The sequence below is a fragment of the Streptococcus sp. oral taxon 058 str. F0407 genome (assembly GCF_000235485.1).
Lineage (GTDB): Bacteria > Bacillota > Bacilli > Lactobacillales > Streptococcaceae > Streptococcus.
Window position 1 is genome coordinate 444,956 of the sequence record NZ_JH378888.1, and the last position, 22,071, is coordinate 467,026.

Here is a 22,071-nt window from a genome sequence, read left to right on the forward strand (position 1 = left end):
TCATTACCTCCAAATGAAATATATGGCTACTAATGTGGTCACCATCCCAAGAAACCAAATCGTTTTAAAATACCATTTTCGAGTCTTGTGGTGAAAGGTGATTCCTGCTAACCAAGCACCAAATCCACCACAGACAAGAGCCATAGTCAAGAGAATTTTCTCTGGGATGCGCCAGGCACCTCTCCTTGCCTTTGATTTGTCAATTCCATAAATGATGAAAATTATGACATTCCAAATCAAAAGGACTAGAGTAATTTTTTCATCTAACTTCATAACCTTGCAATAATAGCTTCCGTCATTTCCTTGGTCGAAGCCTGACCTCCTATATCTCTTGTTAAAATGCCCGCTGCCAAACTGGCTTCCACTGCATGTTCGATACGCTCCGCATCCTCAAAACGTCCAAAACTATCTCTCAGCATCATGGCCACTGATAAAATCATGGAAATAGGATTAGCAATTCCTTGACCTGCAATATCAGGCGCTGAACCGTGAATGGGCTCATATAGACTTGGTCCATTTTCAGAATGACTGGCTGATGGCATGACCCCAAGTGTGCCAGATAGAACGCTTGATTCATCCGAGAGAATATCTCCGAAAAGATTCTCCGTCACGATAACATCAAACTTGGCAGGATTGGTAATCATGAGCATAGCAGCTGAGTCCACCAACTGGTGTTCCAAGGTTACATCTGGGAAATCCTGTGCGACCTCCTCAGCAACTCTGCGCCAGAGTTTTGATGTCGCTAGAACATTTTGCTTATCGATGCTGGTAACGATTTTTCTCCGATTTCTTGCGATTTCAAAGGCCTTGCGAAGAATTCTCTCCACTTCCTCATAGCTGTAGTCGTTGATATCACGCGCTTTTCGCTCTTCAAGAATATGATCCCCAAAGTAAATCCCGCCTGTCAACTCACGCACCACGACAAAGTCTACCCCAGCAATTCGTTCTGGTTTGAGTGGTGACAAATGCTTGAGACTCTCAAAAATCTTGACGGGGCGAATATTGGCATAGAGATTGAGTTCCTTACGAAGAGCCAGCAAGCCTTGTTCAGGCCGAACCACTGTCTCATCATACTGGGGACTACCGATAGCCGCTAGGAGAATTGCATCTGCTTCCCTACTTGCTTTGAGTGTTTCATCAGGTAAGGGATGTCCTACTGCATCAATACCTGCACCTCCAAAGGGGCGTCTGTCTACTTCATAGACAAATCCTGTTTTTTCAGCTAGAGCCTCCAGAACCTCCAAACCAGCTTCCATAATTTCTGGACCGATTCCATCCCCTGCTAGAGCTACTATTTTCTTTGTCATAGCCTTCTCCTTTACACACTAGGCATGTCTCGGTAGGAAACGCTGTACCCCATCTCACCAGCATTCTCTTTTTGAACAAAGGTATTGGCATTGATGTAGGCAATAGCTGAAGCCTTCAGTACATCGAAATCAATCCCTGCTGCGTTAAAGATGGTCTCTGTATCTCTGTTTTCAACAGTCACCAAAACCCGAGCCTGGGCATCGATCCCATCTGTCACCGCATCGATAGTGTAGGATACCAAGCGAACAGATTGATTGAAGAACTTGTCAATGGCGTTAAAGATAGCCTCAACAGAACCTTGTCCTGTCGCATTAAACTCAACCTTCTCACCATCCATATTGGCTAGACTGACGAGTGCTTCGATGTCATTATCTGCATGAGTTTGCAGTTGTAAATCATCAAAGTGGAATCCTTCTGGGTTTTCAACCATGGTTCCAGCTACCAGAGCACGAATATCTGCATCTGTGATTTCTTGTTTCTTATCAGCTAGTGCCTTGAACTTAGCAAAGAGTGGTTTGATATCCTCTTCTGTAAAATCTAGGGCCAGTTCTCTTAGTTTTTCAACAAAGGCATGGCGACCTGACAATTTACCAAGCGGAAGACTATTACTCTTAACACCAACCAATTCAGGTGTGATGATTTCATAGGTAAGAGGATTTTTAAGAACTCCATCTTGGTGAATACCAGACTCGTGAGAGAAGGCATTGCCACCAACGACAGCCTTGTTTTTAGGAACTGGAATACCAGAGAAGCGAGAAACCATTTCTGACGTATTCATTGTTTCATCCAAAATAATATCACTAGTTGCTTGGAAGAAATCCTCACGAATCTTCAAAGCAACAGCTACTTCTTCAAGAGCAACATTACCTGCGCGTTCACCGATACCATTAATAGTTCCCTGGACACGTCCAGCACCGTGTTTAATTGCTGTCAAAGTATTTGCAGTTGCCATACCGAGATCATCGTGACAGTGAACACCAAAGACAACTTTATGATCTGATTTAATATTTTCAGTCAAGTGATCAAAGATGCGCGCAAACTCTTCTGGAGTCGTAAAGCCAACTGTGTCAGGGATATTGATATAAGATGCACCTGCATCGACCGCTGTTTGAACGACTTGTAAGAGGAAATCCAACTCTGTTCTAGTCGCATCTTCAGGAGAGAACTCGACAACCTCAAACTTAGAACGTGCATAAGAAACATGCTCCTTAATAGCTTCTAAAATCTCTTCCTTGCTCTTATTGAGTTTATACTTGCGGTGAATCGGACTGGTAGCGATAAAGACATGAATTTGAGGATACTTGGCATCCTTAAGAGCCTCATAACAAGCATCAATATCAGATTTTACAGAACGAGCTAATCCTGTCACTGCTGTTTTTTTCATGGCTCTAGCAATTTCTTGAACAGCTATAAATGAATCTGGACTAGCAGCCGGAAAACCAGCTTCAATTACAGAAATTCCCCATTTCTCCAGCTGTCTTGCAATAGAAACTTTTTCCTTTATTGAGAAGTTAACACCAGGTGTTTGTTCCCCATCACGAAGGCTTGTATCAAAAAATTCAACTTTACGCATAAGATTTCCCCTTTTCCAAATGTGGTTTTAAAAAAACATCTCGCTCAGAAACCCAAGCGAGATGTTGATTTACTCCCGCTTGGTAAGCCAAACAGGACTAATGCTTCTGCACTAGCCCGAGTACCTCAACAACAAAGCAAATTGATTAAACTTAGCTGTTTTCATGTTTGACTTTCTCCTTCGTTTGATATCTTGTTTAGTATTTTAGCATAGGAAAAATCTCTTGTCAAGAAAAAATCCAATATTTTCTGAAAATTTCTTCAGTAAAGAATATTTTGCTAATTGAAAGTATTTGAAAATTCAAGCGAACTTCTTTATTTTTTCACAGTCAAGTTCCAACTTCTTTCGATGAGTTCTAACACTTCTTCGTCTAGTAAACTTTCATCAAGTGCTAGACTAAGCCAGTAGCGTTTGTTCATATGAAAAGCTGGATAAATGCCCTTTTGTGAAAGAAAATCAGCTACTTGGTCGTGTTTAATATTGACAGCTTCGACTAGCCCTTCTCTACCCTTTTCCAGCTTATCCCATGGGATTCTCATCAAAACGGCATACCACTTTTTATTGTCCTCATGGCGCAATACAGCTGTATCAGGTGATTTTTCCCACAGATACTCCAACTGATTACCATACTTTTCTTGAACTTGATCCATGATGCGCTTAGTCTGAGGGCAGATAAAATCCTGCACGTCAAAACAGGCCTTCCGAATCTGATAGAGAATCTCCAGACAAGCTTGACGGACACTTCCTACAAAAATCCCTCTCATGCTTTCCATATGGACTTGAGGATAAAGGTCACCAGTCTCCTGATCAAAAACTTGAAAGCTCACATTATCCGTAGTGATGGATACTTTCATGACAAAGTCTCCATCCAAAATCTGGAAACTGTAGGTCCAGACTCCCTCATTTTCTATAAAACCGTGGGCACTGGCTTTTTCTTGATTAAACTGATAGGATTTAAAAATTTCAAACATAAGTGAAAACTGCTACCCAAAGCTAGCAGTTCCTTTCTATTTTTTAAAATACAACCTTAGTACCGTGAAGTTGTGTCACGCCCAGTTGGTCAATAAAGGTTTGACGGTTGTCAAGGTCAATCCCTCCACCTGGTAAGATTTCAATTTTACCAGCTGCATGTTCCAAAATTCTGTGATAGTGAGCAAAACGTTCTTCTAGCGAGTCACCAGACACACCAGCACGAGTCAATATACGAGTGACACCAGCTTGGCTGAGCCAGTCAATGGCATCCAACTGGTCTTCATCGCTTAATTCATCAAAGGCCATGTGAAAGACAATTTCCATTCCTTTAGATGCGGCAATCAGCTTCTCAAGATTAGCCTTATCCAACTTCTTATCAGCAGTTAATGCTCCAAAAACGACTCCTTGACTTCCAGCCTGAGCAGTCAAACGAATGTCTTCTAGCATGATCGCTATTTCAAGATCAGTATAGACAAAGTCGCCACCACGTGGACGAATCATGGCCATAATGGTCGTATCGTAGTTAGCTGCCAGTTCAACCGCTGCCTTGGTCACTCCATAGCTAGGTGTTGTTCCTCCTACTGCTAGATTGTCACAAAGTTCGATTCGACGAGCTCCAGCCTGCATCGCTTTTTCAAGCAAGGTCACATTTTCAGCACAAAATTCGTAAATCATTTGATTCTCCTTGATGTTTTCTTTAAATTTATTATATCATATTGTTTTAAATATCCTTTCATTTTTATCAAGGCAAATAACTACTATTTTTATCTATTCTTTGTCAGGAATGACTTTAAAGAGATAGTAGGTGATAAAGATGGTTAGGGCTCCCAGACCGATTTTTACAGGTAAAAGAGGGGCAAGATAAATGGAAATTCCCATCAAGATATAGATGGATACGATGATTTTTTTCTTGCGTTCTCGAGCAATTGACTTAGTTTCCCGAAAATCAGCTACATAGGTCTGATAGAGCTTTGTGTGATAAAGCAAGTCTTCAAAACGCTTAGAAGATTTTGAAAAGCAAGCGATTGATAATAAAAGAAAGGGCGTTGTTGGCAAGAGCGGCAGGACAACACCTACAAGAGCTAGAGCCAAAGAAATAAAACCAATACAGAAATAAATAATGCGCATGTCTTCTCCTAATAAAATAATCTTCTACTAGTTTCGCATACAAGGGGGAAATTTGTCAAGCATCAACAAAAAAAGAGCCTGAAATTTATTTTCAGGACTCTTCGTGTTATTTAATTTTCTCTTCTTCGTAGTCACCATTACTACATACAACCTGCTTGCCACCACCACGGACTTTTTTCTCCACAAGGAAGTGTCCGCATTTTGGACAGTCACGGCCAATTGGTTTGTCCCACGAAGTAAATTCACATTCTGGATAGCGATTACAACCATAGAAGATACGATTGCGTTTGGTTTTGCGCTCAATGATTTGTCCTTGATGGCAGCTTGGGCACTCAACACCAATCTCCTTAACAATCGCTTGCGTATGACGACAGTCTGGGAAATTGCTACAAGCATAGAATTTACCAAAACGTCCTAGCTTAATGACCATTGGACTACCACAGACCTCACAGTCAAATCCAGCTGGCTCATCCTTAATCTGAATTTTTTCCATTTCAGCTTCAGCCTTGGCTACTTCTTTGGAGAATGGTTTATAAAATTCATCAATAACACGTTGCCACTGTTCTTTTCCAACTTCGACATCATCCAGTTTTCCTTCCATTTCAGCTGTGAAAGTCACATTGACGATGTCTGGGAAGTATTCAACGATGAGCTTGTTGACAATTTCTCCCAATTCTGTTGGTTCAAAGCGTTTGGCTGCCAGACGAACGTAGTATCGTTTCTGGATGGTTTCTATAGTCGGTGCGTAAGTTGAGGGACGTCCAACCCCATTTTCTTCCAAAGTCTTGATAAGCGTCGCTTCTGAATAGCGAGCTGGTGGTTGGGTGAAATGTTGTTCTGGCTTGCTATTGACCTGCTTGACTACATCTCCAACAGCCATATCTGGCAACATCTTGTTCTTGTCAGAGTCATTGTAGATAGCAAGATAACCATCAAACTTAACTTGGCTTCCATTTGCTGCAAATTGGACTCCATTTTGAGAGAGCTTGACAGCCATGGTATCAAAGATAGCTCCCGTCATCTGGCTCGCTACAAAACGGTTCCAGATAAGGGTATAGAGCTTAAGCTGGTCTTTGTCCAAGTACTTAGCGATGCTTTCTGGTGTATTAAAGACACTAGATGGGCGAATGGCTTCGTGGGCATCTTGAGCACCTGAGGCATTTTTGACCTTGCTACCATGCTTGGAATACTTGCTACCAAAACGGTCGTTAATGTAGCTTGCCGCTTCATTTTGAGCCACAGGACTGATACGGGTGGAGTCTGTACGCATATAGGTAATCAAACCTTGCACACCTGATCCGATATTAATCCCTTCATAGAGTTGTTGGGCCACCATCATAGTCTTACGAGTACGGAAATTGATTTTGTTAGCAGCATCCATTTGCATGGTTGAGGTCGTATAAGGTAGTGGCGCATTGCGTTTGCGCTCCTTCTTATCTACCTGATCCACTGTGAAATCTTTACTCGTTAGATGGGACAAGACTTCTTTGACCTCTTCATTGGTGGTCAATTTCATCTTTTTGCCATTCATACCATAGAAAGAAGCCTGAAATTGCTTGGTTCCCTTTTTAAAGACACCATCAATTGTCCAGTATTCTTCTGGTTGGAAGGCATTGATTTCATTTTCACGGTCAATGATTAGCTTAAGGGCAACAGACTGCACGCGTCCTGCTGATAAGCCCTTCTTGACCTTTTTCCACAAAATTGGCGAAATCGAATACCCTACCAAGCGGTCTAAGACACGACGAGCTTGTTGGGCGTCGACCAAGTCCATGTCAATCTTGCGAGGCTCTTTAAAGGCATTTTTAACCGCATCCTTGGTGATTTCATTAAAGACCACACGGTTGGCATCATTCTCATCCAAGTTAAGAATATGAGCCAAATGCCAGGAAATCGCTTCTCCCTCACGGTCCGGGTCACTTGCCAGAAAGACTTTATTAGCTTTTTTGGCTTCTTTTTTCAGATCATTGATGAGAGGACCTTTGCCTCGGATATTGATATACTGCGGTTCATAGTTGTTTTCAATGTCAACAGACATACTGGATTTTTTCAAATCCCGGATATGCCCGACACTAGCTAAAACCTTGTAGTTTCTGCCTAGATATTTTTCAATCGTTTTCGCCTTGGCAGGCGACTCCACGATGACTAGATTTTTCTTAACTGTTGATTTTTTCTTCTTTGTTGCCGTAGCCACACTATCACACCTTTTCAAAGTAATAAACTTTATAAAGTGTAAACCATTTTTCTATAGCTGTCAAGACCTAAGTCCTATATATAGAAGAAAAGTTTATCTGAGGGAACAAATTTCTCCTTAAAATTCAAACTCTGCTAGTACATCTTGCCCACTTGTGACCAGTTTTGCTCCCTCTTGGATCAAGTGGTGACAGCCATCTGAATGGCCATCAAGAATGTTCCCTGGAATGGCAAAAACATCGCGTCCTTCTTCCATTGCACGCTCACAGGTGATGAGACTGCCCGAACGCATCCTTGCCTCTGCTACAATAACCCCACGACAAAGTCCTGCTATGATACGATTTCGAGCTGGAAAATGAAATTTCAGAGGTTGCTCGCCAGGTCCATATTCACTGAGAACCAGATGGTCGTTGCCGATATAGTCTTGCAAACGTTTATTGGCTTTAGGATAAAATACATCCAATCCTGTTCCAATCACAGCAATCGTTTTTCCACCATTTTGGAGTGCAGCCATATGGGCAGCGGTATCAATTCCTTTGGCTAAACCACTGACCACGATTAACTCGTTTTCCAAACCTTGAATAACTTTCTGAACCGACTTAGCTCCTTGGCTCGAACAAGAACGACTCCCCACAACAGCAACCTTTGGAAATTTCAATAAGTCTAGATTTCCTTTATAAAACAAAAGAGCTGGAGGGTCATAAATCTCACTCAAATCCCAAGGATAACAGTCGTCTAAAATGGAGAAAGATGGAAATTTTTGAAACTCCTTCTCCAACTGTGCATCATCTATCTGGAAATAGCGTTCCATAAAGACAGCAGGATTGCGGCAACCAGAGATTTCAGCAATATCACCTAGCAAGAGCTCCTGATCTACGGTCTCGTCATATTCAAGAACAGTTAAGATCTGTTGATTGGTTAGCCCAGCTTTGCGAAATTTATAGATTTCATAGTTATCAATTTTCATAAGAAACTCCATTTCTTTTACTACTCTCTTATCTATTCGTAAAAAAATAAAAAGAAGATCAGTTGATCTTCTTTTTTTCATTTATTCCGCTTTTGTATGTGATAACTTGGTTCATCAAAAACATAAAAACTCTTGAGAAATCTTCAAGAGTTTTGTTTTTTATTTCTATTCTTCATCCATGCTCAAGACGCTGAGGAAGGCTTCTTGTGGAACTTCCACTGATCCGATAGCCTTCATGCGTTTCTTACCAGCTTTTTGTTTTTCAAGGAGTTTGCGTTTACGAGAAACGTCACCACCATAACACTTGGCAAGTACGTTTTTACGAAGGGCCTTGATATCAGTACGAGCCACAATCTTGTGTCCAATGGCTGCCTGAATTGGCACCTCAAACTGTTGACGAGGGATGATCTTCTTGAGCTTATCAACGATGAGTTTTCCACGTTCATAGGCAAAGTCCTTGTGAACTATAAAGCTAAGGGCATCAACCTTGTCTCCATTGAGAAGAATGTCCATTTTGACCAGCCTAGATGGACGGTACTCTGACAATTCATAGTCAAAACTTGCATAACCACGAGTCGAAGACTTAAGCTTATCAAAGAAGTCAAATACAATTTCAGCAAGTGGAATTTGATAGATGACATTGACACGATTATCATCAATATAGTCCATGGTTACAAAGTCCCCACGCTTGCGCTGAGCTAGTTCCATCACTGCTCCGACAAACTCCTGCGGTACCATGATTTGCGCCTTGACATACGGCTCCTCGATGGTCGCAATCTTAGTTGGGTCTGGGAATTCTGATGGATTTGATACATCCATAGATTCACCGTCAGTCTGGTTAACCTTGTAGATAACAGACGGAGCTGTCATGATGAGATCGATGTTAAACTCGCGCTCTAAACGCTCTTGGATAACATCCATATGAAGAAGACCGAGGAAACCACAACGGAAACCAAATCCAAGCGCCTGAGATGTTTCTGGTTCAAACTGCAAGCTGGCATCGTTGAGTTGCAATTTTTCAAGGGCTTCACGAAGGTCATTGTACTTGTTTGATTCGATTGGATAAAGACCCGCAAAGACCATAGGGTTCATTTGCTTGTAGCCATCAAGTGGTTCTGCTGCAGGATTGCTTGCTAGGGTCACTGTATCTCCGACACGCGTGTCTTGAACCGTCTTGATAGAAGCCGCAATATAACCAACATCACCAGTCGCAAGGAAATCACGCCCTACTGCTTTCGGTGTGAAAATTCCGACCTCAGTCACATCAAAGGTCTTGCCATTGCTCATGAGCTGAATCTTATCGCCAGGTTTGACTACCCCATCCATGACACGAACTTGGAGAATAACCCCACGGTAAGCATCATAGACAGAGTCGAAAATCAAGGCCTTGAGGGGCGCCGTCACATCACCAGTTGGGGCTGGGACTTTTTCCACGATTTGCTCGAGGATTTCTTCGATACCAATACCAGCCTTGGCAGAAGCCAAAACTGCTTCACTGGCATCCAGTCCAATGACATCCTCAATCTCCGTACGAACGCGCTCAGGATCGGCTGCTGGTAGGTCAATCTTGTTAATAACTGGAAGGATTTCCAAATCATTGTCCAAGGCAAGATAAACGTTGGCAAGTGTTTGAGCCTCAATCCCTTGGGCGGCATCGACCACCAAAATCGCCCCTTCACAGGCAGCTAGAGAACGCGACACTTCATAGGTAAAGTCCACGTGTCCAGGCGTGTCAATCAAGTGGAAGATATAGGTCTCCCCATCTTTAGCAGTGTAATTGAGCTCGATGGCATTAAGTTTGATGGTAATCCCACGTTCCCGTTCTAGGTCCATACTATCCAGAAGCTGAGCCTGCATTTCACGACTAGAAACCGTCTCAGTCGCCTCCAAAATGCGGTCCGCCAGCGTTGACTTCCCGTGGTCAATGTGGGCGATAATAGAGAAGTTGCGGATCTTCTCCTGTCGTTTTTTCAATTCTTCTAAATTCATGATTCTCTTCCTTTCAGGGTATCTATTTATTATAAATTGTTTTTAACATTTTGACAAGACCATACCCTGCTAGGAGTACTAATCTTCGGCAATGAAGCCATCATTTTCGATAAAGTGGTGTTCTGTCATTCCTTGGTCAGTAAAGACAATCCCATGCAAGACACCACCATAAACAGCTCCTCCATCCATGCCAATCTTGCCATCATCTGTTACCCAAAGCTCAGCAGTACCTCGGTCTTGCTTCAGCAAACCATAAACTGGTGTATGCCCAAAGACAATGGTTTTTCCAGTATGATTTTCAGCTTCGTGGAATGGTTTTCTGAGCCAGACTTTCTTGTAATCAGTTGTTTCATGCCAATCATCCAAGGTCAAGTCAATACCCGCATGAACAAAGATATACTTGTCTGTCTCTACCACAAATGGCATTTGACGAATAAATTCGACCAAGTCTGCCGCTTCTGTCGCAACCCGTTTGGCATCTTCTACGCTATCAACTGGTGCATCCAAGGGACGACCTAAAATAGAGTTAATGGTTGTATCTCCACCATTGCGACGATAGTGGTCATAGCTTTCCTCAGGATTTTCCAACCAAGTCAGAAACATGTACTCATGGTTTCCTGATAGACAGATAGCTCCATGATTGTCCACCAAGTCCTTGACCATTTCTAGAACATGGCGACTATCTTCACCTCGGTCAATCAAATCCCCTAGAAAAAGCAACTGGGTGTGACCATCCCATGTTTTGAGAAGGTCTTCCAGCATACCTGCTTTTCCATGGACATCTCCAATTACATAATAATCTGTCATTTATTTCTCCTTCTTTTGCAATAATTCTCTGGCTTGGGTAAGGGCTGCTTCTATTACATTCTCTCCTGCTAACATCTTAGCAACTTCCTCTACTCGCTCTTCTAAAGTCAAGAGACGAACCGTCGAAACAGTTGAATGTTCGTCACTAATCTTTTCAATAAAGAACTGGTAGTCTGCAATCGCAATCACTTGTGGTAAGTGAGAAATAGCTAAAACCTGACCATGCTGGCCAATCTTATGAATCTTTTGAGCGATGGCTTGGGCAACACGACCTGAGACTCCTGTATCCACCTCATCAAAGACAATACTGGTCTTACATTCCTTACGAGAAAAAGCAGAACTTATGGCTAGCATGAGACGAGATAATTCCCCACCAGACGCTACCTTGACCAAGGGTTTAAAGTCTTCACCAGGGTTGGTTGAAATGTAAAACTCGACCATTTCATTTCCTTCACGACTGAATTTGCCCTTACTAAAGCGAACCTGAAACTGTGCCTTTTCCATATATAGGTCTTGCAGTTCTTGCTTAATCTCTGCTTCGAGCTGCTGGGCCAAGTCATGGCGAGCAGATGCAAGCTGACCTGCCAAGTCGACAAGAGTTACTTCCAATTTCTTAAGTTCTGCTTCCATGTCTTCGGAAGAAAGGTTATTTCCAGTCAGGAGATTGTACTCATCCGTAATCTTAGCAAAGTAAAGCAAGACCTCATCCACAGTCCCACCATACTTACGTGTGATCGTGTTGAGCAAGTCTAAGCGATTTTCAACCTGCATGAGGCGATTGCCATCAAAATCTAAATCTTCAATGATATCTTCCAAACGCTTGGTAATATCTTCTAAAACATAGTAGGTCTCTGATAGAGAACTTGAAATTTCACGGTATTCAGGGTCGTATTCTTCAACACTTTCCATGTCATTCATGGCGGAACGGACATTTGCTAGGCTGGAGAATTCCTCATTGTCCAACATAGTGTAGGCATTTGTCAAGGTATCCGCTATATTCTTGTGATTGAGGAGTTTATCTCGTTCTTGGTTGAGAGTGACATCTTCCCCAGCTTGCAAGTTTACCGCCTCAATCTCTGCCATTTGAAATTCTAACATCTCAATGCGAGACTTGTGTTCTTGCTGATTTTTCTTGACTTCAAGAACTTGTTTCCGCATTTTGCGGTAGGTGTCAAAGCTTGTCTGATAGGCTTGTTTCAACTCCAAAAATGCTGCATCACCAAATTCATCCAACATTTGGATATGAAGTTGTGGACGCATTAACTCTTCTTGGTCATGTTGACCATGAATATCGACAAGATGCTGGCCGATTGCACGCAAGACAGAAAGATTGACCATCTGGCCATTTACACGACTGACACTTCGTCCGTTTTGGAGAATTTCTCGGCGGATGATAATCTCATCCCCCAGTTCCAAGCCTTGCTCCTCAAAGAGTTCTTGGAGAGAACGGCTGTTTTCAACCGAGAAAAGTCCCTCAATCTCAGCCTTGGGAGCACCATGCCGAATGATATCTGTAGTCGCTCTAGCTCCTAACATCATGTTCATGGCATCGATGATAATTGATTTACCAGCACCTGTTTCTCCAGTTAAGCCTGTCATGCCTTTTTCAAAATTTAGCGAAATCGCCTCTATAATGGCAAAGTTTTTTATTGAAATTTCAAGTAACATATAAACCTACCAATTTTTTACTTGTTCAAACATTTCCTTGGCATCTTCTTCATTTCTCAAGATAATCAAAATTGAGTTGTCGTCTGCCAGACAGTTGAAAATTCTCTCTGAGAAAGTATTCATCAGCTGACTCTTGACAAAGGCAGTATTCCCAGGAATGACATCCAGATTGATCATATTGCCCATGCGCTCAGAACCTACTATGTTGTTCTCAGCCAACTGCAAACTTCTTACAATTGTTTTTGGCAATTCATAGATGTATTTATTGTTCTTCAAGGGAATTTTTACGATGCCCAGTTCCTTAATATCTCGTGACACCGTCGCTTGAGTGGCAGAGATACCTGCTTCTTTTAAATGCTCAACGATTTCTTCCTGTGTTCCGATTTGGTAATCTGTTACAAATCTTCTAATTTTTTCAAGTCTTTCTTTTTTATTCATCTTTAAATTCTCTATGTGCTCTCTCTACAACTTTTTCTATTTCAGGGGCAACTTGGTTACTTGCTCCCTCTTCCTTTTTCAAATATGCCAGAAATTCGATGTTTCCATGCCCTCCTTGGATTGGTGAATAGTCTAATCCAAGCACTGAAAAACCTTGTTCAACCGCCATAGCAGTGACAGATTCAAGGACAGTTTGATGAACCTTGGCATCGCGAATGATTCCATTTTTTCCGATTTGCTCACGGCCTGCCTCAAACTGAGGTTTAACAAGTGCTATCACCTGACCTTGATCAGCTAAGACGCGGTGCAAGGCAGGCAAAATCAGACTGAGGGAAATGAAACTCACGTCAATACTGGCAAATCTCGGCTCCATTTCGAAATCAGTCTTTTCAGCATAACGAAAATTAAACTGCTCCATGCTGACAACCCGTGGGTCTTGGCGTAATTTCCAGGCTAACTGATTGGTGCCAACATCCACTGCATAGACAAGCTCAGCACCATTCTGCAGCATAACATCGGTAAAGCCACCAGTAGAGGCCCCAATATCAATCGTGGTCGCCCCATCCACTGACAAATCAAAAACCTGCAAGGCCTTTTCCAGTTTCAAACCACCACGGCTGACATACTTGAGTTTTTCACCTTTGAGTTTTAGCTCAGTGTCATCTGGGATTTTCTCTCCTGGTTTATCAAAACGCTCCCCATTCAGGACTGCTACGACTAGGCCTGCCATGACACCGCGCTTGGCCTGTTCTCGCGTTTCAAACAAGCCCTGTTTATAAGCTAGTACATCTACTCTTTCCTTAGCCATTGATTCTCAAACTTTCTACTACTTTCACAATCGGCTCTGTTTCAAAGCTGACTTGCTGGGCAATTTCTTCTAATTTAGCTGTGGCTTGATCCAGAGTTTGATTACAAAAGGCAATGGCCTCCTCCAAACCCAACAAGGCTGGATAGGTTGACTTTTCTGCCTGCAAATCCTTTTGCGGTGTTTTGCCAATTTCCTCAAAACTAGCCGTCACATCTAACACATCATCCCTGACTTGAAAGGCAAGTCCGATCAATTCACCCACAGTTTTCAGTTTTGCTTGTAACTCTGGTGCTAATTCTGCTATGATAGCAGCCGCCTGGAATGGATAGGCTAGTAATTTACCTGTTTTATTGGCATGAATAGTCTGGAGTTCTCCCAAAGACAAGTGCTGATGTTCACCCTCCATGTCCAGAACCTGCCCGGCCACCATGCCCAAACTACCTGACGCAAGGGATAGGTTGGCAATCAAGTCCACCTTGATCTGACTTGGCAAATCTGCCTGCGCTATCAAGGCATAGGGATCTAGGAACAAAGCATCTCCTGCCAAAATTGCCATTGCTTCGCCGAATTTCTTATGATTTGTCAGGCGTCCCCGACGGTAATCATCGTCATCCATAGCAGGAAGATCATCATGAATCAAGCTACCCGTATGAATCATTTCCAAGGCAGCGGCCACCTGCGCGTGAGCTGGTTGGATTGCGACGTGCAAGGCTTCCAGAACTTCTAACAAGAGAAAAGGTCGAATACGCTTGCCACCAGCATGAATGGAATAGAGAATAGACTCTCGTAAACTATAGGCAAACTGCTGGTCTCCATAAAAGTCTTCCAAAGCCGACTCAACAAGAGCTAATTTTTCTTGCTTCTTCATTCAAAATCACTTTCTGTTCCGTCTTCTTGCATGACCTTGACCAAGGTTTTTTCAGCCTTATCCAGCGTCGCTTGGAGCTCTTTTGACAAGAGCATTCCCTTTTGGAAAGCAGTAATCGCATCTTCCAGAGCAATCTCACCGTTTTCCAAACTTTGGACAATGGTTTCCAGTTCTGCTAGATTTTCCTCAAATTTCTTTTGTTTTGACATCTTTAACCTCTAATTCTACTTGACCGTCTCGCATCAAAAGCGTCACCTGGTCTTTTTTCTTCAAACTCTCAACCGAATCAACAACGGACTCTTCTTTTTTGACAATAGCATAGCCACGCGCCACGATTCGACTGGTATCCAACATCAGCAAGGCTTCCGAAAGTCGCTTGACCTCAGCAACCTTAGCATCATAAACCAACGCCATTTGACTACGTAGGAGCTTGTCCAACTGGCCTAGACGGTCTTGATAGCGTTGGATTTTGGTAACGGGTGATAATTGTACCAAACCATGTGTCTTTGCTTGGACAACTTGTTTGCTATCAGAAATCCGTGTTCGCAAACTTTGTTTTAATCGCAGTTGCAGTTGATCCAACCGTTGCAAATAGCCGTCATACAAGCGCTCCGGTTGTCTAAAGATAACAGACTGACTGCATTTTTTCAAAGCTTCTTGTTTCTTAGATAGGACATTTCGGACTGCTGTTGCCATTCGTTTTTCTTGATTTTGCAAATGGGTCAAGAGATCCAACTTGGTTACAGGCGTTGCCAGTTCTGCCGCAGCTGTTGGTGTCGCCGCTCTGCGATCCGCCACAAAGTCTGCCAAGGTCACATCTGTCTCATGACCCACACTAGAAATGATTGGCAAACGGGATTCAAAAATAGCCCGTACCACAATCTCTTCGTTAAAGGCCCAGAGATCCTCGATAGAACCCCCTCCACGACCAATGATGAGGACATCTAGATCCTCACGCTGATTGGCACGAGCGATATTCCGTGCTATTTCCTCCGCAGCTCCATCTCCTTGAACCTTGGTCGGATAGAGAAGAATATCGACACCTGGAAATCGCCTGCTGACGGTCGTGATAATATCTCGAATAACGGCTCCACTGCGACTGGTTACTACACCAATTCTCTTAGAAAATTGGGGCAGAGGTTGCTTGAAGCGTTCTTGAAACAGGCCTTCTTCTGTCAATTTTTTCTTGAGTTGTTCAAACTGAATCGCAAGCGCCCCAACTCCATCAGGCTCTGCCTTTTCAATGATGATGGAGTAGCTCCCACTTGGTTCATAGACCTGTATACGACCAATCACATTGATTTTCATCCCTTCTTCCAGGTCGAAGCCTAATTTCTGATAGATCCCTGACCAGATGGTCGCTTGAATGACTGCATGGTCATCTTTTAGGGAGAAATATTGGTGAGTAGGTCGTTTACGAAAGTTGGAAACCTGGCCAGTTAAATAGACCCGTTCCAAATAAGGGTCTTTATCGAATTTCATTTTCAGATACTTGGTCAAAGTTGTTACCGATAAATACTTTTCCATCTCCACCTACTATTCATTTTCTTGCTTTTCCATGGGTATTATTATACCAAAAATATGATTAAAAATCTCCTTTTGCATACCGAAACGAAAGGAAAAATAGAAAAAGGAGGCCAAGCCTCCTCGTCTGATTATTTGCTGTTTCGAGCTTCTTCCAAAATCTTTGCAATCTTGGTCGTCAAAAGGTCGATTGCCACTGTATTACTGACCCCTTCAGGAATGACGATATCCGCATACCGCTTGGTCGGCTCGATAAACTGGTGGTACATGGGTTTGACCACGCCCAAATACTGCTCAATAACGCTGTCTAGACTACGGCCACGCTCCTCCATATCACGCTTGATACGACGAATAATGCGCACATCATCATCTGTATCCACAAAAATCTTGATATCCATCAAATCGCGCAGACGCTTGTCCTCCAAGACCAGAATACCCTCAACGATAAAGACATCCTGAGGCTCCTGACGATAGGTCTTGCTACTCCGCGTATGCTCTGTATAGTCATAAGTTGGAATGTCCACCGGACGTCCTGCCAACAATTCCTTAATCTGCTCAATCATCAGATCTGTATCAAAGGCAAAAGGATGGTCGTAGTTGGTTTTGACACGCTCTTGAAAGGTCAAATGAGACTGGTCCTTGTAGTATGAATCATGCTCAATCATAGCAATCTTCTCATCAGGAAAATTCGATAAAATGGCTCTTGAAACACTGGTTTTTCCACCACCAGAACCACCTGTCACTCCAATAATAATTGGTCTATTTTGCATGCTATCCTCCGTTTTTTTATCCGTCGTCTATTCTATCACATTTTTTGTAAAATTTATAGTCTGGTTTGGATAGTTTAGGGGTAACAATTCCATCCCCACACTCAGTTAGATTAGCTAAAAACCTTTCTTGGCTTGTAAAGATTATCTCTTTTTTCTAAAATAGCTAAAAGTTTTTCTCCTTCAAATCCTGCAAGTTGACCTTCAGACTGCTCTAGTTCGATAAAACGACCAAAGCGTACTTCTGTAGCCTGTTCTGGAGTTAGGAAAACTTTTACAAGATCCCCTGTTCCAATCTCTAACGGATAAAGAAAGTCCAATTGCCCAGCCTCCACTTTTTCAGCAATTTCTTCCAAGGTAAGAGCATCTTCTAGCTGTAAACCGGCTGCACTAGTACGTGTCAAATGGGACATATGAGCCGCATAACCCAGCTTCTCTCCCAAGTCAACAGACAAGGTACGGATATAGGTTCCCTTACTACATTTTACACGAAAAGTAAAGCGTGCAAGATGCCCATCATAAGAAATTGGACTTGTCCGTTCAAAGCTATAAACAGTTACCTGACGCTCTGGACGCTCCACTTCCTGACCAGCACGTGCATACTCATAGAGCTTGCGACCATTGACCTTGACAGCCGAATACATAGGCGGAATCTGAGTAATAGGCCCAGTCAGACTAGCAATTGCTTCATCGACGAGCTTTTCATCCAAGGGCGATAATACAGGTGTCTCTGCGACTACTTCACCACTAGCATCCTCGGTCGTCGTTGAATAGCCAAGAGTGATTTCTCCCTCGTAGACCTTGCCCTCATCCTGCATAAATTCGACCATGCGTGTCGCCTTGCCAACCGCAATGGGCAAAACGCCCACTACATCCGGATCCAAGGTTCCACCATGACCAATCTTCTTGATTCCCAAAATCTTACGCAGTTTAAAAACCGCATCATGCGAGGTCATTCCCGCTTCTTTTTTTAAGTTGATAATACCGTTCATGTGTTACTTTCTAATTCCCTTTTCACTTTACATCAACATATTCTATCTTAGACAGATTTTAAAACTATATCAGCTCATTTTTCTAAATACTTCCTAGCTTCCTGAACATAAAAGAGTTCTGGATTTTCATCGACAATGCTTTCAAACAAACTACGGGCACGTTCTTCATCTCCTTTTAGCTGGGCATTGAGAGCGCCGTAATAAGAAAACATGATTCGAGCTAGATTACTTTCTGGTTCAGTGGTGTCGAAGTAGTCATTCGCTTCTTTATTGAACACAATATCTTTTATGGCTTGGGATTGAGCAACGAGTTTAGCCTTACAATCTTTCGAATCTGGTGCCTTGGACAATTGTTCCTCAAAGAAAGTGATAGCTAATTCATCTTGAAGATGAATAGAAACTTTTAATAGTTCAAAGCTTGATATTAAAAATGTATAGTCTCTTAATCTGCCCCAAATTTTTTTCAAATTATATTTGGACATATTTTCCTTGGCAGATTGAAAGTCTCCTTTTAGATAAGCCACTTGACCTTGGATAAATTGATAATACTCACGATATGTCGCCCTAAAGGGCTTAATAGATTTTTCTGATTGAACTCTGAACATGTCCACATAGAGCTTAAGATTAATAGCATCGTTTAACACTAGATAAATAACTTTGTTTAGGACAAAACGTAGGTATAAAACAAGACTAGCAATTAGTACTACTACTAATAATATTACTCCCCACTTTTTGGTATCACTTTGGAAAATTAAAAATACAGCCAACACATCCAAAACAAGTCCAATAATTGAGCTAATTTGACTAATAGTCTCAATTTGTAGAAGAATATTCTCTGTCGCCCTACTTACTATTTTTTTTACTAATTTCATATGTTACTCCCCTTTATTATTAAAAATAGATATTCCAATAAGGATGCTAGTTAATCCTCCTAGTAATTTTGCAGTTAGCACAGCTCCTGCAGCAGTGATAGCTGAAGGAGCAACTGCTACAGCAACAATAACAGCTCCTATTGCGAAAATAGACTCTCCGGGGTGTTCTGCGACATAGTCAAATGTCCTTTGGAGATGATCCACCTTCCTCACTCCTGTTTCAGTGGTCGTTTTAACTGTTGCGTAGTCTTGTTTGACCTGGTTATGTTCCTTCACATAGGTGACGTACGGTAAGAACTTATATCAGTTTTATCTTTCTAAATAGCTCTTCGTTTCCTGTACATAAAGTTGTAAATATTTAATGTAGACATACGACTATTTTAAAGTTATTTCATATTTAAGGCTACTCCCCCTTCAGCGCTTCAAACTTAGCCTTCATAGTTGGATTTTTTCGAGTTAGTTTTTTAACCGAAACATCTTCCAATTTGTTGTTAGCGAGGCGGAGTTGGTTTTCAGATGTGGTTAGGAACTTTTTGACCTCTTCCATCCGTTTGATGGCCTTATCGATTTCATCGATTGCTTTACCAAAGTTGGTTGAAGCAGAGTTGTAGTTTTTGGCAAAAGCTACTTTGAAGGCATCCAAGTCTTCTTCAAAATGCGTAATATCGATATTCTGCTCCCGAACCAAGGCTAACTCTTGCTTGTATTTGAGGGAATTAAGCGCAGCATTTCGCAAGAGACCAATTAACTGGATAAAGAACTGGGGTCGAACCACATACATCTTTTCATACTCGTGACTGACGTCAACAATCCCAGTGTTAAAGTAGTCATTATCGGCCTCAAGCATGGTCACCAAAACGGCATATTCACAGTTTTTCTCCCGGCGGTCCTTGTCCAATTCCTTGTAAAAATCTGCATTCTTATGCTTCTTCTCTGTTCCGTCTGCTTCATTTTTCATTTCAAACATGATAGAAATGAATTCTAACCCATTTTCATCACATTCACGGAAGATAAAGTCGCCTTTAGAACCGCGCGCAGAAACCTTGTTATCCTTCTCAAAGTAGGCATTTGGAAAGGCAAAACTGCGTACCTTGTTAAACTCACTCTCTGCATACTGTTCCAGACTTTCTCCGATGGCTTTTGTAGATTGTTGAGCCTTGAAATTCTTGTAAAATTCAACCTGCTCACTGGCCGCCTTGAGCTGGGCTTCGTAATTCTGCTTAACAGAAGCCAAAGACAACTCATTTTCCTTTTCTTGCAAAAGGAGCTGATTTTTAACCTGGTCCCGTTCTTTTTCAAGGTCAGAAAGGGTCTTTTGCAGTTGATTTTCATGCTCTAAACGCAAGGTAGCCAATTGGTTTTCCAAGGTCTGCACTTCCTTATCCTTAGCCAATAAAGCCTCATGACTTGTCTGTTCAACCTCTTTTTTAGCCAGCTCTTTTTCTGTATCAAAGTTTTGGATTTGACTCTGTAATTGCGCGATTTCTTGGTCTTTTTGAGCCAGTTTAGACTGTTGCTCATTCATAGCCTTCTGCTCAGCCAAGGCAATCTCCTGCTTCATGCGACCGTGCAGTTCCTTATCAAACTCTGCCGTTCTTACTTGGGATATGAGTTCGGCATACTGGCTTTCATTTACTGTAAAGACTTCCCCACAGTTGGGGCACTTGATTTCGTTCATATCTTTCCTCTTTCTAGACTTCTGTAACCATTATATCATGCCTTAGGGAAAATCAAAAACAGTGAGTCGAAACCCACTGTTTATCTGTCTTACCTTAAACTTTTTCCAAGGCCAAACGCAAATCTTCAATCAGATCATCTACATTTTCAAGACCGATAGACAAGCGGATTTGGTTTGGTGTGATACCTGCCGCTTCTAGATCTTTTTCTGACAACTGACCGTGAGTGGTTGTCGCTGGATGGACAACAAGCGATTTGGCATCTGCTACGTTTGCAAGGTCAGAGAAGATTTCCAAATTATCAATGAGCTTGCGAGCTTCTGCCTCTCCACCTTTAACATGGAAGGTAAAGATTGAACCCACGCCTTTTGGCAAATATTTCTCAGCCAAGGCATGATATGGACTGTCAGCAAGCTTTGGATAGTTAACTTTTTCAACCTTAGGATGGTTGACAAGGAAATCAACAATTTTCTCTGCATTTTGCACATGGCGTTCCACACGAAGTGAAAGAGTTTCAAGTCCTTGGAGCAAGAGAAAGGCATTAAATGGCGACAAGGCTGCGCCTGTATCACGAAGCAATTGAACACGAACAGCAATAATAAAGGCCGCTGCACCAACATCCCGAGTATAGCTCAAGTTATGGTAGCTCGGATCTTCCTCAACAAATTGAGGGAACTTCCCTGAAGCCTCCCAGTCAAAACGACCACTATCGACAATCACTCCACCAATAGTCGTACCATGCCCACCGATAAACTTAGTTGCTGAATGAATGGCAATATCTACACCGTGAGAGAAGACGTTAATCAAATATGGTGTGGCAAAAGTATTGTCCGAAACGAGAGGAATCTTGTGTTTATGCGCAATCTCAGCCAATTTTTTCAAGTCAGGAATGTTAATCAAGGGATTCCCCAAGGTTTCAATCAAGACAAGTTTGGTATTGTCACTGATAGCTGCTTCCACTTCTTCCAAATTATCCACATCGACAAAGGTAGTTGTGATTCCATAACGAGGAAGGGTTTCTTTCAAGAGGTTGAAAGTCCCACCGTAAATAGTTGACGCAGCCACCACATGGTCACCTGCGTGAGCAAGCGCCAAAATAGTGTAGGTTACAGCAGCCATACCTGATGCTGTCGCTAGTGCTCCAACACCACCTTCAAGAGCAGCGATTCTTTCCTCAAAGGCTGCTGTTGTAGGATTGGTGATACGAGTATAGATATTGCCTGGTTTTCTCAAGGCAAACAAATCAGCACCTTCCTGCGTGTCATCAAAAACGAAAGATGTTGTTTGATAAATAGGTACTGCACGAGATTTGGTCGCTGGATCAACTACTTGCCCAGCATGTAATTGTAGAGTTTCAAATTTAAAATCACGAGTCATAAGACGACCTCCAAATAGCTTCATTACGGATATTGTATCATCTTGGGCTAGCCTTTTCCAATATCGTTTTTCTATATTTTGATATAAGGAACAACTATGACTAGTCTTACATCTCAAACAAAAAAGCACGATTAACTCGTGCTC

22 protein-coding genes are annotated in these 22,071 nt (G+C 42.2%); all 22 read right to left on the reverse strand.

From position 1 onward, the window contains the following. Nucleotides 1–3: 3 nt before the first annotated feature. The 22 genes from HMPREF9184_RS06645 to HMPREF9184_RS06750 all read right to left on the reverse strand — a co-directional run bounded on the left by HMPREF9184_RS06645 (nt 4) and on the right by HMPREF9184_RS06750 (nt 21,927). On the reverse strand, nt 4–273 hold the full coding sequence (locus HMPREF9184_RS06645; protein WP_000762423.1) for a DUF1294 domain-containing protein: 270 nt from the start codon (nt 271–273) through the stop codon (nt 4–6). Next, on the reverse strand, nt 270–1,307 hold the full coding sequence (leuB, locus tag HMPREF9184_RS06650; protein WP_000162523.1) for a 3-isopropylmalate dehydrogenase: 1,038 nt from the start codon (nt 1,305–1,307) through the stop codon (nt 270–272). The genes HMPREF9184_RS06645 and leuB overlap by 4 nt, the downstream gene beginning before the upstream one ends. Before the next feature lie 11 nt (nt 1,308–1,318). Further along, nucleotides 1,319–2,881, reverse strand: coding sequence for a 2-isopropylmalate synthase (locus tag HMPREF9184_RS06655; RefSeq protein ID WP_001233215.1), 1,563 nt, complete (start codon nt 2,879–2,881; stop codon nt 1,319–1,321). A 314-nt stretch (nt 2,882–3,195) separates the two neighbouring features. Further along, nucleotides 3,196–3,852: an MmcQ/YjbR family DNA-binding protein gene (locus HMPREF9184_RS06660; RefSeq protein WP_000461597.1), complete on the reverse strand. Its 657-nt coding sequence runs from the start codon at nt 3,850–3,852 to the stop codon at nt 3,196–3,198. A gap of 43 nt (nt 3,853–3,895) precedes the next feature. Beyond that, nucleotides 3,896–4,528: a copper homeostasis protein CutC gene (locus HMPREF9184_RS06665; protein WP_000638774.1), complete on the reverse strand. Its 633-nt coding sequence runs from the start codon at nt 4,526–4,528 to the stop codon at nt 3,896–3,898. Between the two features lie 93 nt (nt 4,529–4,621). After that, nucleotides 4,622–4,981, reverse strand: coding sequence for a YbaN family protein (locus tag HMPREF9184_RS06670; protein ID WP_001220343.1), 360 nt, complete (start codon nt 4,979–4,981; stop codon nt 4,622–4,624). A 106-nt stretch (nt 4,982–5,087) separates the two neighbouring features. Further along, entirely contained in the window at nt 5,088–7,175 is a 2,088-nt protein-coding gene (gene topA, locus HMPREF9184_RS06675; RefSeq protein WP_000179668.1) for a type I DNA topoisomerase, read from the reverse strand. A gap of 117 nt (nt 7,176–7,292) precedes the next feature. Then, nucleotides 7,293–8,141, reverse strand: a complete 849-nt coding sequence (gene dprA, locus HMPREF9184_RS06680; RefSeq protein WP_000687242.1) for a DNA-processing protein DprA — start codon at nt 8,139–8,141, stop codon at nt 7,293–7,295. A gap of 165 nt (nt 8,142–8,306) precedes the next feature. Then, nucleotides 8,307–10,130, reverse strand: coding sequence for a translation elongation factor 4 (gene lepA, locus HMPREF9184_RS06685; RefSeq protein WP_001047189.1), 1,824 nt, complete (start codon nt 10,128–10,130; stop codon nt 8,307–8,309). A 78-nt stretch (nt 10,131–10,208) separates the two neighbouring features. After that, complete coding sequence (locus HMPREF9184_RS06690) at nt 10,209–10,937, reverse strand: metallophosphoesterase family protein (RefSeq protein ID WP_000133313.1); 729 nt, start codon at nt 10,935–10,937, stop codon at nt 10,209–10,211. Next, entirely contained in the window at nt 10,938–12,605 is a 1,668-nt protein-coding gene (recN, locus tag HMPREF9184_RS06695; protein WP_000923543.1) for a DNA repair protein RecN, read from the reverse strand. It lies immediately after the preceding gene. Nucleotides 12,606–12,611: 6 nt separating this feature from the next. Then, nucleotides 12,612–13,043 carry an arginine repressor gene (locus tag HMPREF9184_RS06700; RefSeq protein WP_001034389.1) on the reverse strand — a complete coding sequence of 144 codons (432 nt, stop codon included), beginning with the start codon at nt 13,041–13,043 and terminating at the stop codon, nt 12,612–12,614. Beyond that, nucleotides 13,036–13,851, reverse strand: a complete 816-nt coding sequence (locus tag HMPREF9184_RS06705; RefSeq protein WP_001041065.1) for a TlyA family RNA methyltransferase — start codon at nt 13,849–13,851, stop codon at nt 13,036–13,038. Before HMPREF9184_RS06705 ends, HMPREF9184_RS06700 begins: the two co-directional genes overlap by 8 nt. Continuing rightward, nucleotides 13,844–14,719 (reverse strand): polyprenyl synthetase family protein, encoded by an 876-nt coding sequence (locus HMPREF9184_RS06710; protein ID WP_000743834.1) that lies wholly within the window; start codon nt 14,717–14,719, stop codon nt 13,844–13,846. Before HMPREF9184_RS06710 ends, HMPREF9184_RS06705 begins: the two co-directional genes overlap by 8 nt. Further along, complete coding sequence (locus HMPREF9184_RS06715) at nt 14,716–14,928, reverse strand: exodeoxyribonuclease VII small subunit (RefSeq protein ID WP_000043229.1); 213 nt, start codon at nt 14,926–14,928, stop codon at nt 14,716–14,718. Before HMPREF9184_RS06715 ends, HMPREF9184_RS06710 begins: the two co-directional genes overlap by 4 nt. Then, a complete protein-coding gene (gene xseA / locus HMPREF9184_RS06720) occupies nt 14,906–16,246 on the reverse strand; it encodes an exodeoxyribonuclease VII large subunit (RefSeq protein WP_000417443.1) in 1,341 nt (446 codons plus the stop codon). Before xseA ends, HMPREF9184_RS06715 begins: the two co-directional genes overlap by 23 nt. Nucleotides 16,247–16,374: 128 nt before the next feature. Next, the gene (gene udk, locus HMPREF9184_RS06725; protein WP_001181382.1) at nt 16,375–17,013 is read right to left on the reverse strand and encodes a uridine kinase; all 639 of its coding nucleotides are present in this window, start codon (nt 17,011–17,013) and stop codon (nt 16,375–16,377) included. A 110-nt stretch (nt 17,014–17,123) separates the two neighbouring features. Next, on the reverse strand, nt 17,124–18,002 hold the full coding sequence (truB, locus tag HMPREF9184_RS06730; protein ID WP_001013231.1) for a tRNA pseudouridine(55) synthase TruB: 879 nt from the start codon (nt 18,000–18,002) through the stop codon (nt 17,124–17,126). 74 nt (nt 18,003–18,076) lie between these two features. Continuing rightward, nucleotides 18,077–18,874, reverse strand: coding sequence for a hypothetical protein (locus tag HMPREF9184_RS06735; protein WP_000780006.1), 798 nt, complete (start codon nt 18,872–18,874; stop codon nt 18,077–18,079). Between the two features lie 3 nt (nt 18,875–18,877). After that, nucleotides 18,878–19,150, reverse strand: coding sequence for a hypothetical protein (locus HMPREF9184_RS06740; RefSeq protein ID WP_009444311.1), 273 nt, complete (start codon nt 19,148–19,150; stop codon nt 18,878–18,880). A gap of 127 nt (nt 19,151–19,277) precedes the next feature. Next, nucleotides 19,278–20,552 (reverse strand): DUF2130 domain-containing protein, encoded by a 1,275-nt coding sequence (locus HMPREF9184_RS06745; protein ID WP_001002593.1) that lies wholly within the window; start codon nt 20,550–20,552, stop codon nt 19,278–19,280. A 94-nt stretch (nt 20,553–20,646) separates the two neighbouring features. Continuing rightward, nucleotides 20,647–21,927, reverse strand: a complete 1,281-nt coding sequence (locus HMPREF9184_RS06750) for an O-acetylhomoserine aminocarboxypropyltransferase/cysteine synthase family protein (RefSeq protein WP_000196325.1) — start codon at nt 21,925–21,927, stop codon at nt 20,647–20,649. Between the last annotated feature and the right edge of the window lie 144 nt (nt 21,928–22,071).

Excerpts from the sequence above, each read along its gene's own strand:
- HMPREF9184_RS06645 (WP_000762423.1), bottom strand. The coding sequence starts at position 273 with ATGAAGTTAGATGAAAAAATTACTCTAGTCCTTTTGATTTGGAATGTC.
- leuB (WP_000162523.1), bottom strand. The coding sequence starts at position 1,307 with ATGACAAAGAAAATAGTAGCTCTAGCAGGGGATGGAATCGGTCCAGAA.
- HMPREF9184_RS06655 (WP_001233215.1), bottom strand. The coding sequence starts at position 2,881 with ATGCGTAAAGTTGAATTTTTTGATACAAGCCTTCGTGATGGGGAACAA.
- HMPREF9184_RS06660 (WP_000461597.1), bottom strand. The coding sequence starts at position 3,852 with ATGTTTGAAATTTTTAAATCCTATCAGTTTAATCAAGAAAAAGCCAGT.
- HMPREF9184_RS06665 (WP_000638774.1), bottom strand. The coding sequence starts at position 4,528 with ATGATTTACGAATTTTGTGCTGAAAATGTGACCTTGCTTGAAAAAGCG.
- HMPREF9184_RS06670 (WP_001220343.1), bottom strand. The coding sequence starts at position 4,981 with ATGCGCATTATTTATTTCTGTATTGGTTTTATTTCTTTGGCTCTAGCT.
- dprA (WP_000687242.1), bottom strand. The coding sequence starts at position 8,141 with ATGAAAATTGATAACTATGAAATCTATAAATTTCGCAAAGCTGGGCTA.
- lepA (WP_001047189.1), bottom strand. The coding sequence starts at position 10,130 with ATGAATTTAGAAGAATTGAAAAAACGACAGGAGAAGATCCGCAACTTC.
- HMPREF9184_RS06690 (WP_000133313.1), bottom strand. The coding sequence starts at position 10,937 with ATGACAGATTATTATGTAATTGGAGATGTCCATGGAAAAGCAGGTATG.
- recN (WP_000923543.1), bottom strand. The coding sequence starts at position 12,605 with ATGTTACTTGAAATTTCAATAAAAAACTTTGCCATTATAGAGGCGATT.
- HMPREF9184_RS06700 (WP_001034389.1), bottom strand. The coding sequence starts at position 13,043 with ATGAATAAAAAAGAAAGACTTGAAAAAATTAGAAGATTTGTAACAGAT.
- HMPREF9184_RS06705 (WP_001041065.1), bottom strand. The coding sequence starts at position 13,851 with ATGGCTAAGGAAAGAGTAGATGTACTAGCTTATAAACAGGGCTTGTTT.
- HMPREF9184_RS06710 (WP_000743834.1), bottom strand. The coding sequence starts at position 14,719 with ATGAAGAAGCAAGAAAAATTAGCTCTTGTTGAGTCGGCTTTGGAAGAC.
- HMPREF9184_RS06715 (WP_000043229.1), bottom strand. The coding sequence starts at position 14,928 with ATGTCAAAACAAAAGAAATTTGAGGAAAATCTAGCAGAACTGGAAACC.
- xseA (WP_000417443.1), bottom strand. The coding sequence starts at position 16,246 with ATGGAAAAGTATTTATCGGTAACAACTTTGACCAAGTATCTGAAAATG.
- udk (WP_001181382.1), bottom strand. The coding sequence starts at position 17,013 with ATGCAAAATAGACCAATTATTATTGGAGTGACAGGTGGTTCTGGTGGT.
- truB (WP_001013231.1), bottom strand. The coding sequence starts at position 18,002 with ATGAACGGTATTATCAACTTAAAAAAAGAAGCGGGAATGACCTCGCAT.
- HMPREF9184_RS06735 (WP_000780006.1), bottom strand. The coding sequence starts at position 18,874 with ATGAAATTAGTAAAAAAAATAGTAAGTAGGGCGACAGAGAATATTCTT.
- HMPREF9184_RS06745 (WP_001002593.1), bottom strand. The coding sequence starts at position 20,552 with ATGAACGAAATCAAGTGCCCCAACTGTGGGGAAGTCTTTACAGTAAAT.
- HMPREF9184_RS06750 (WP_000196325.1), bottom strand. The coding sequence starts at position 21,927 with ATGACTCGTGATTTTAAATTTGAAACTCTACAATTACATGCTGGGCAA.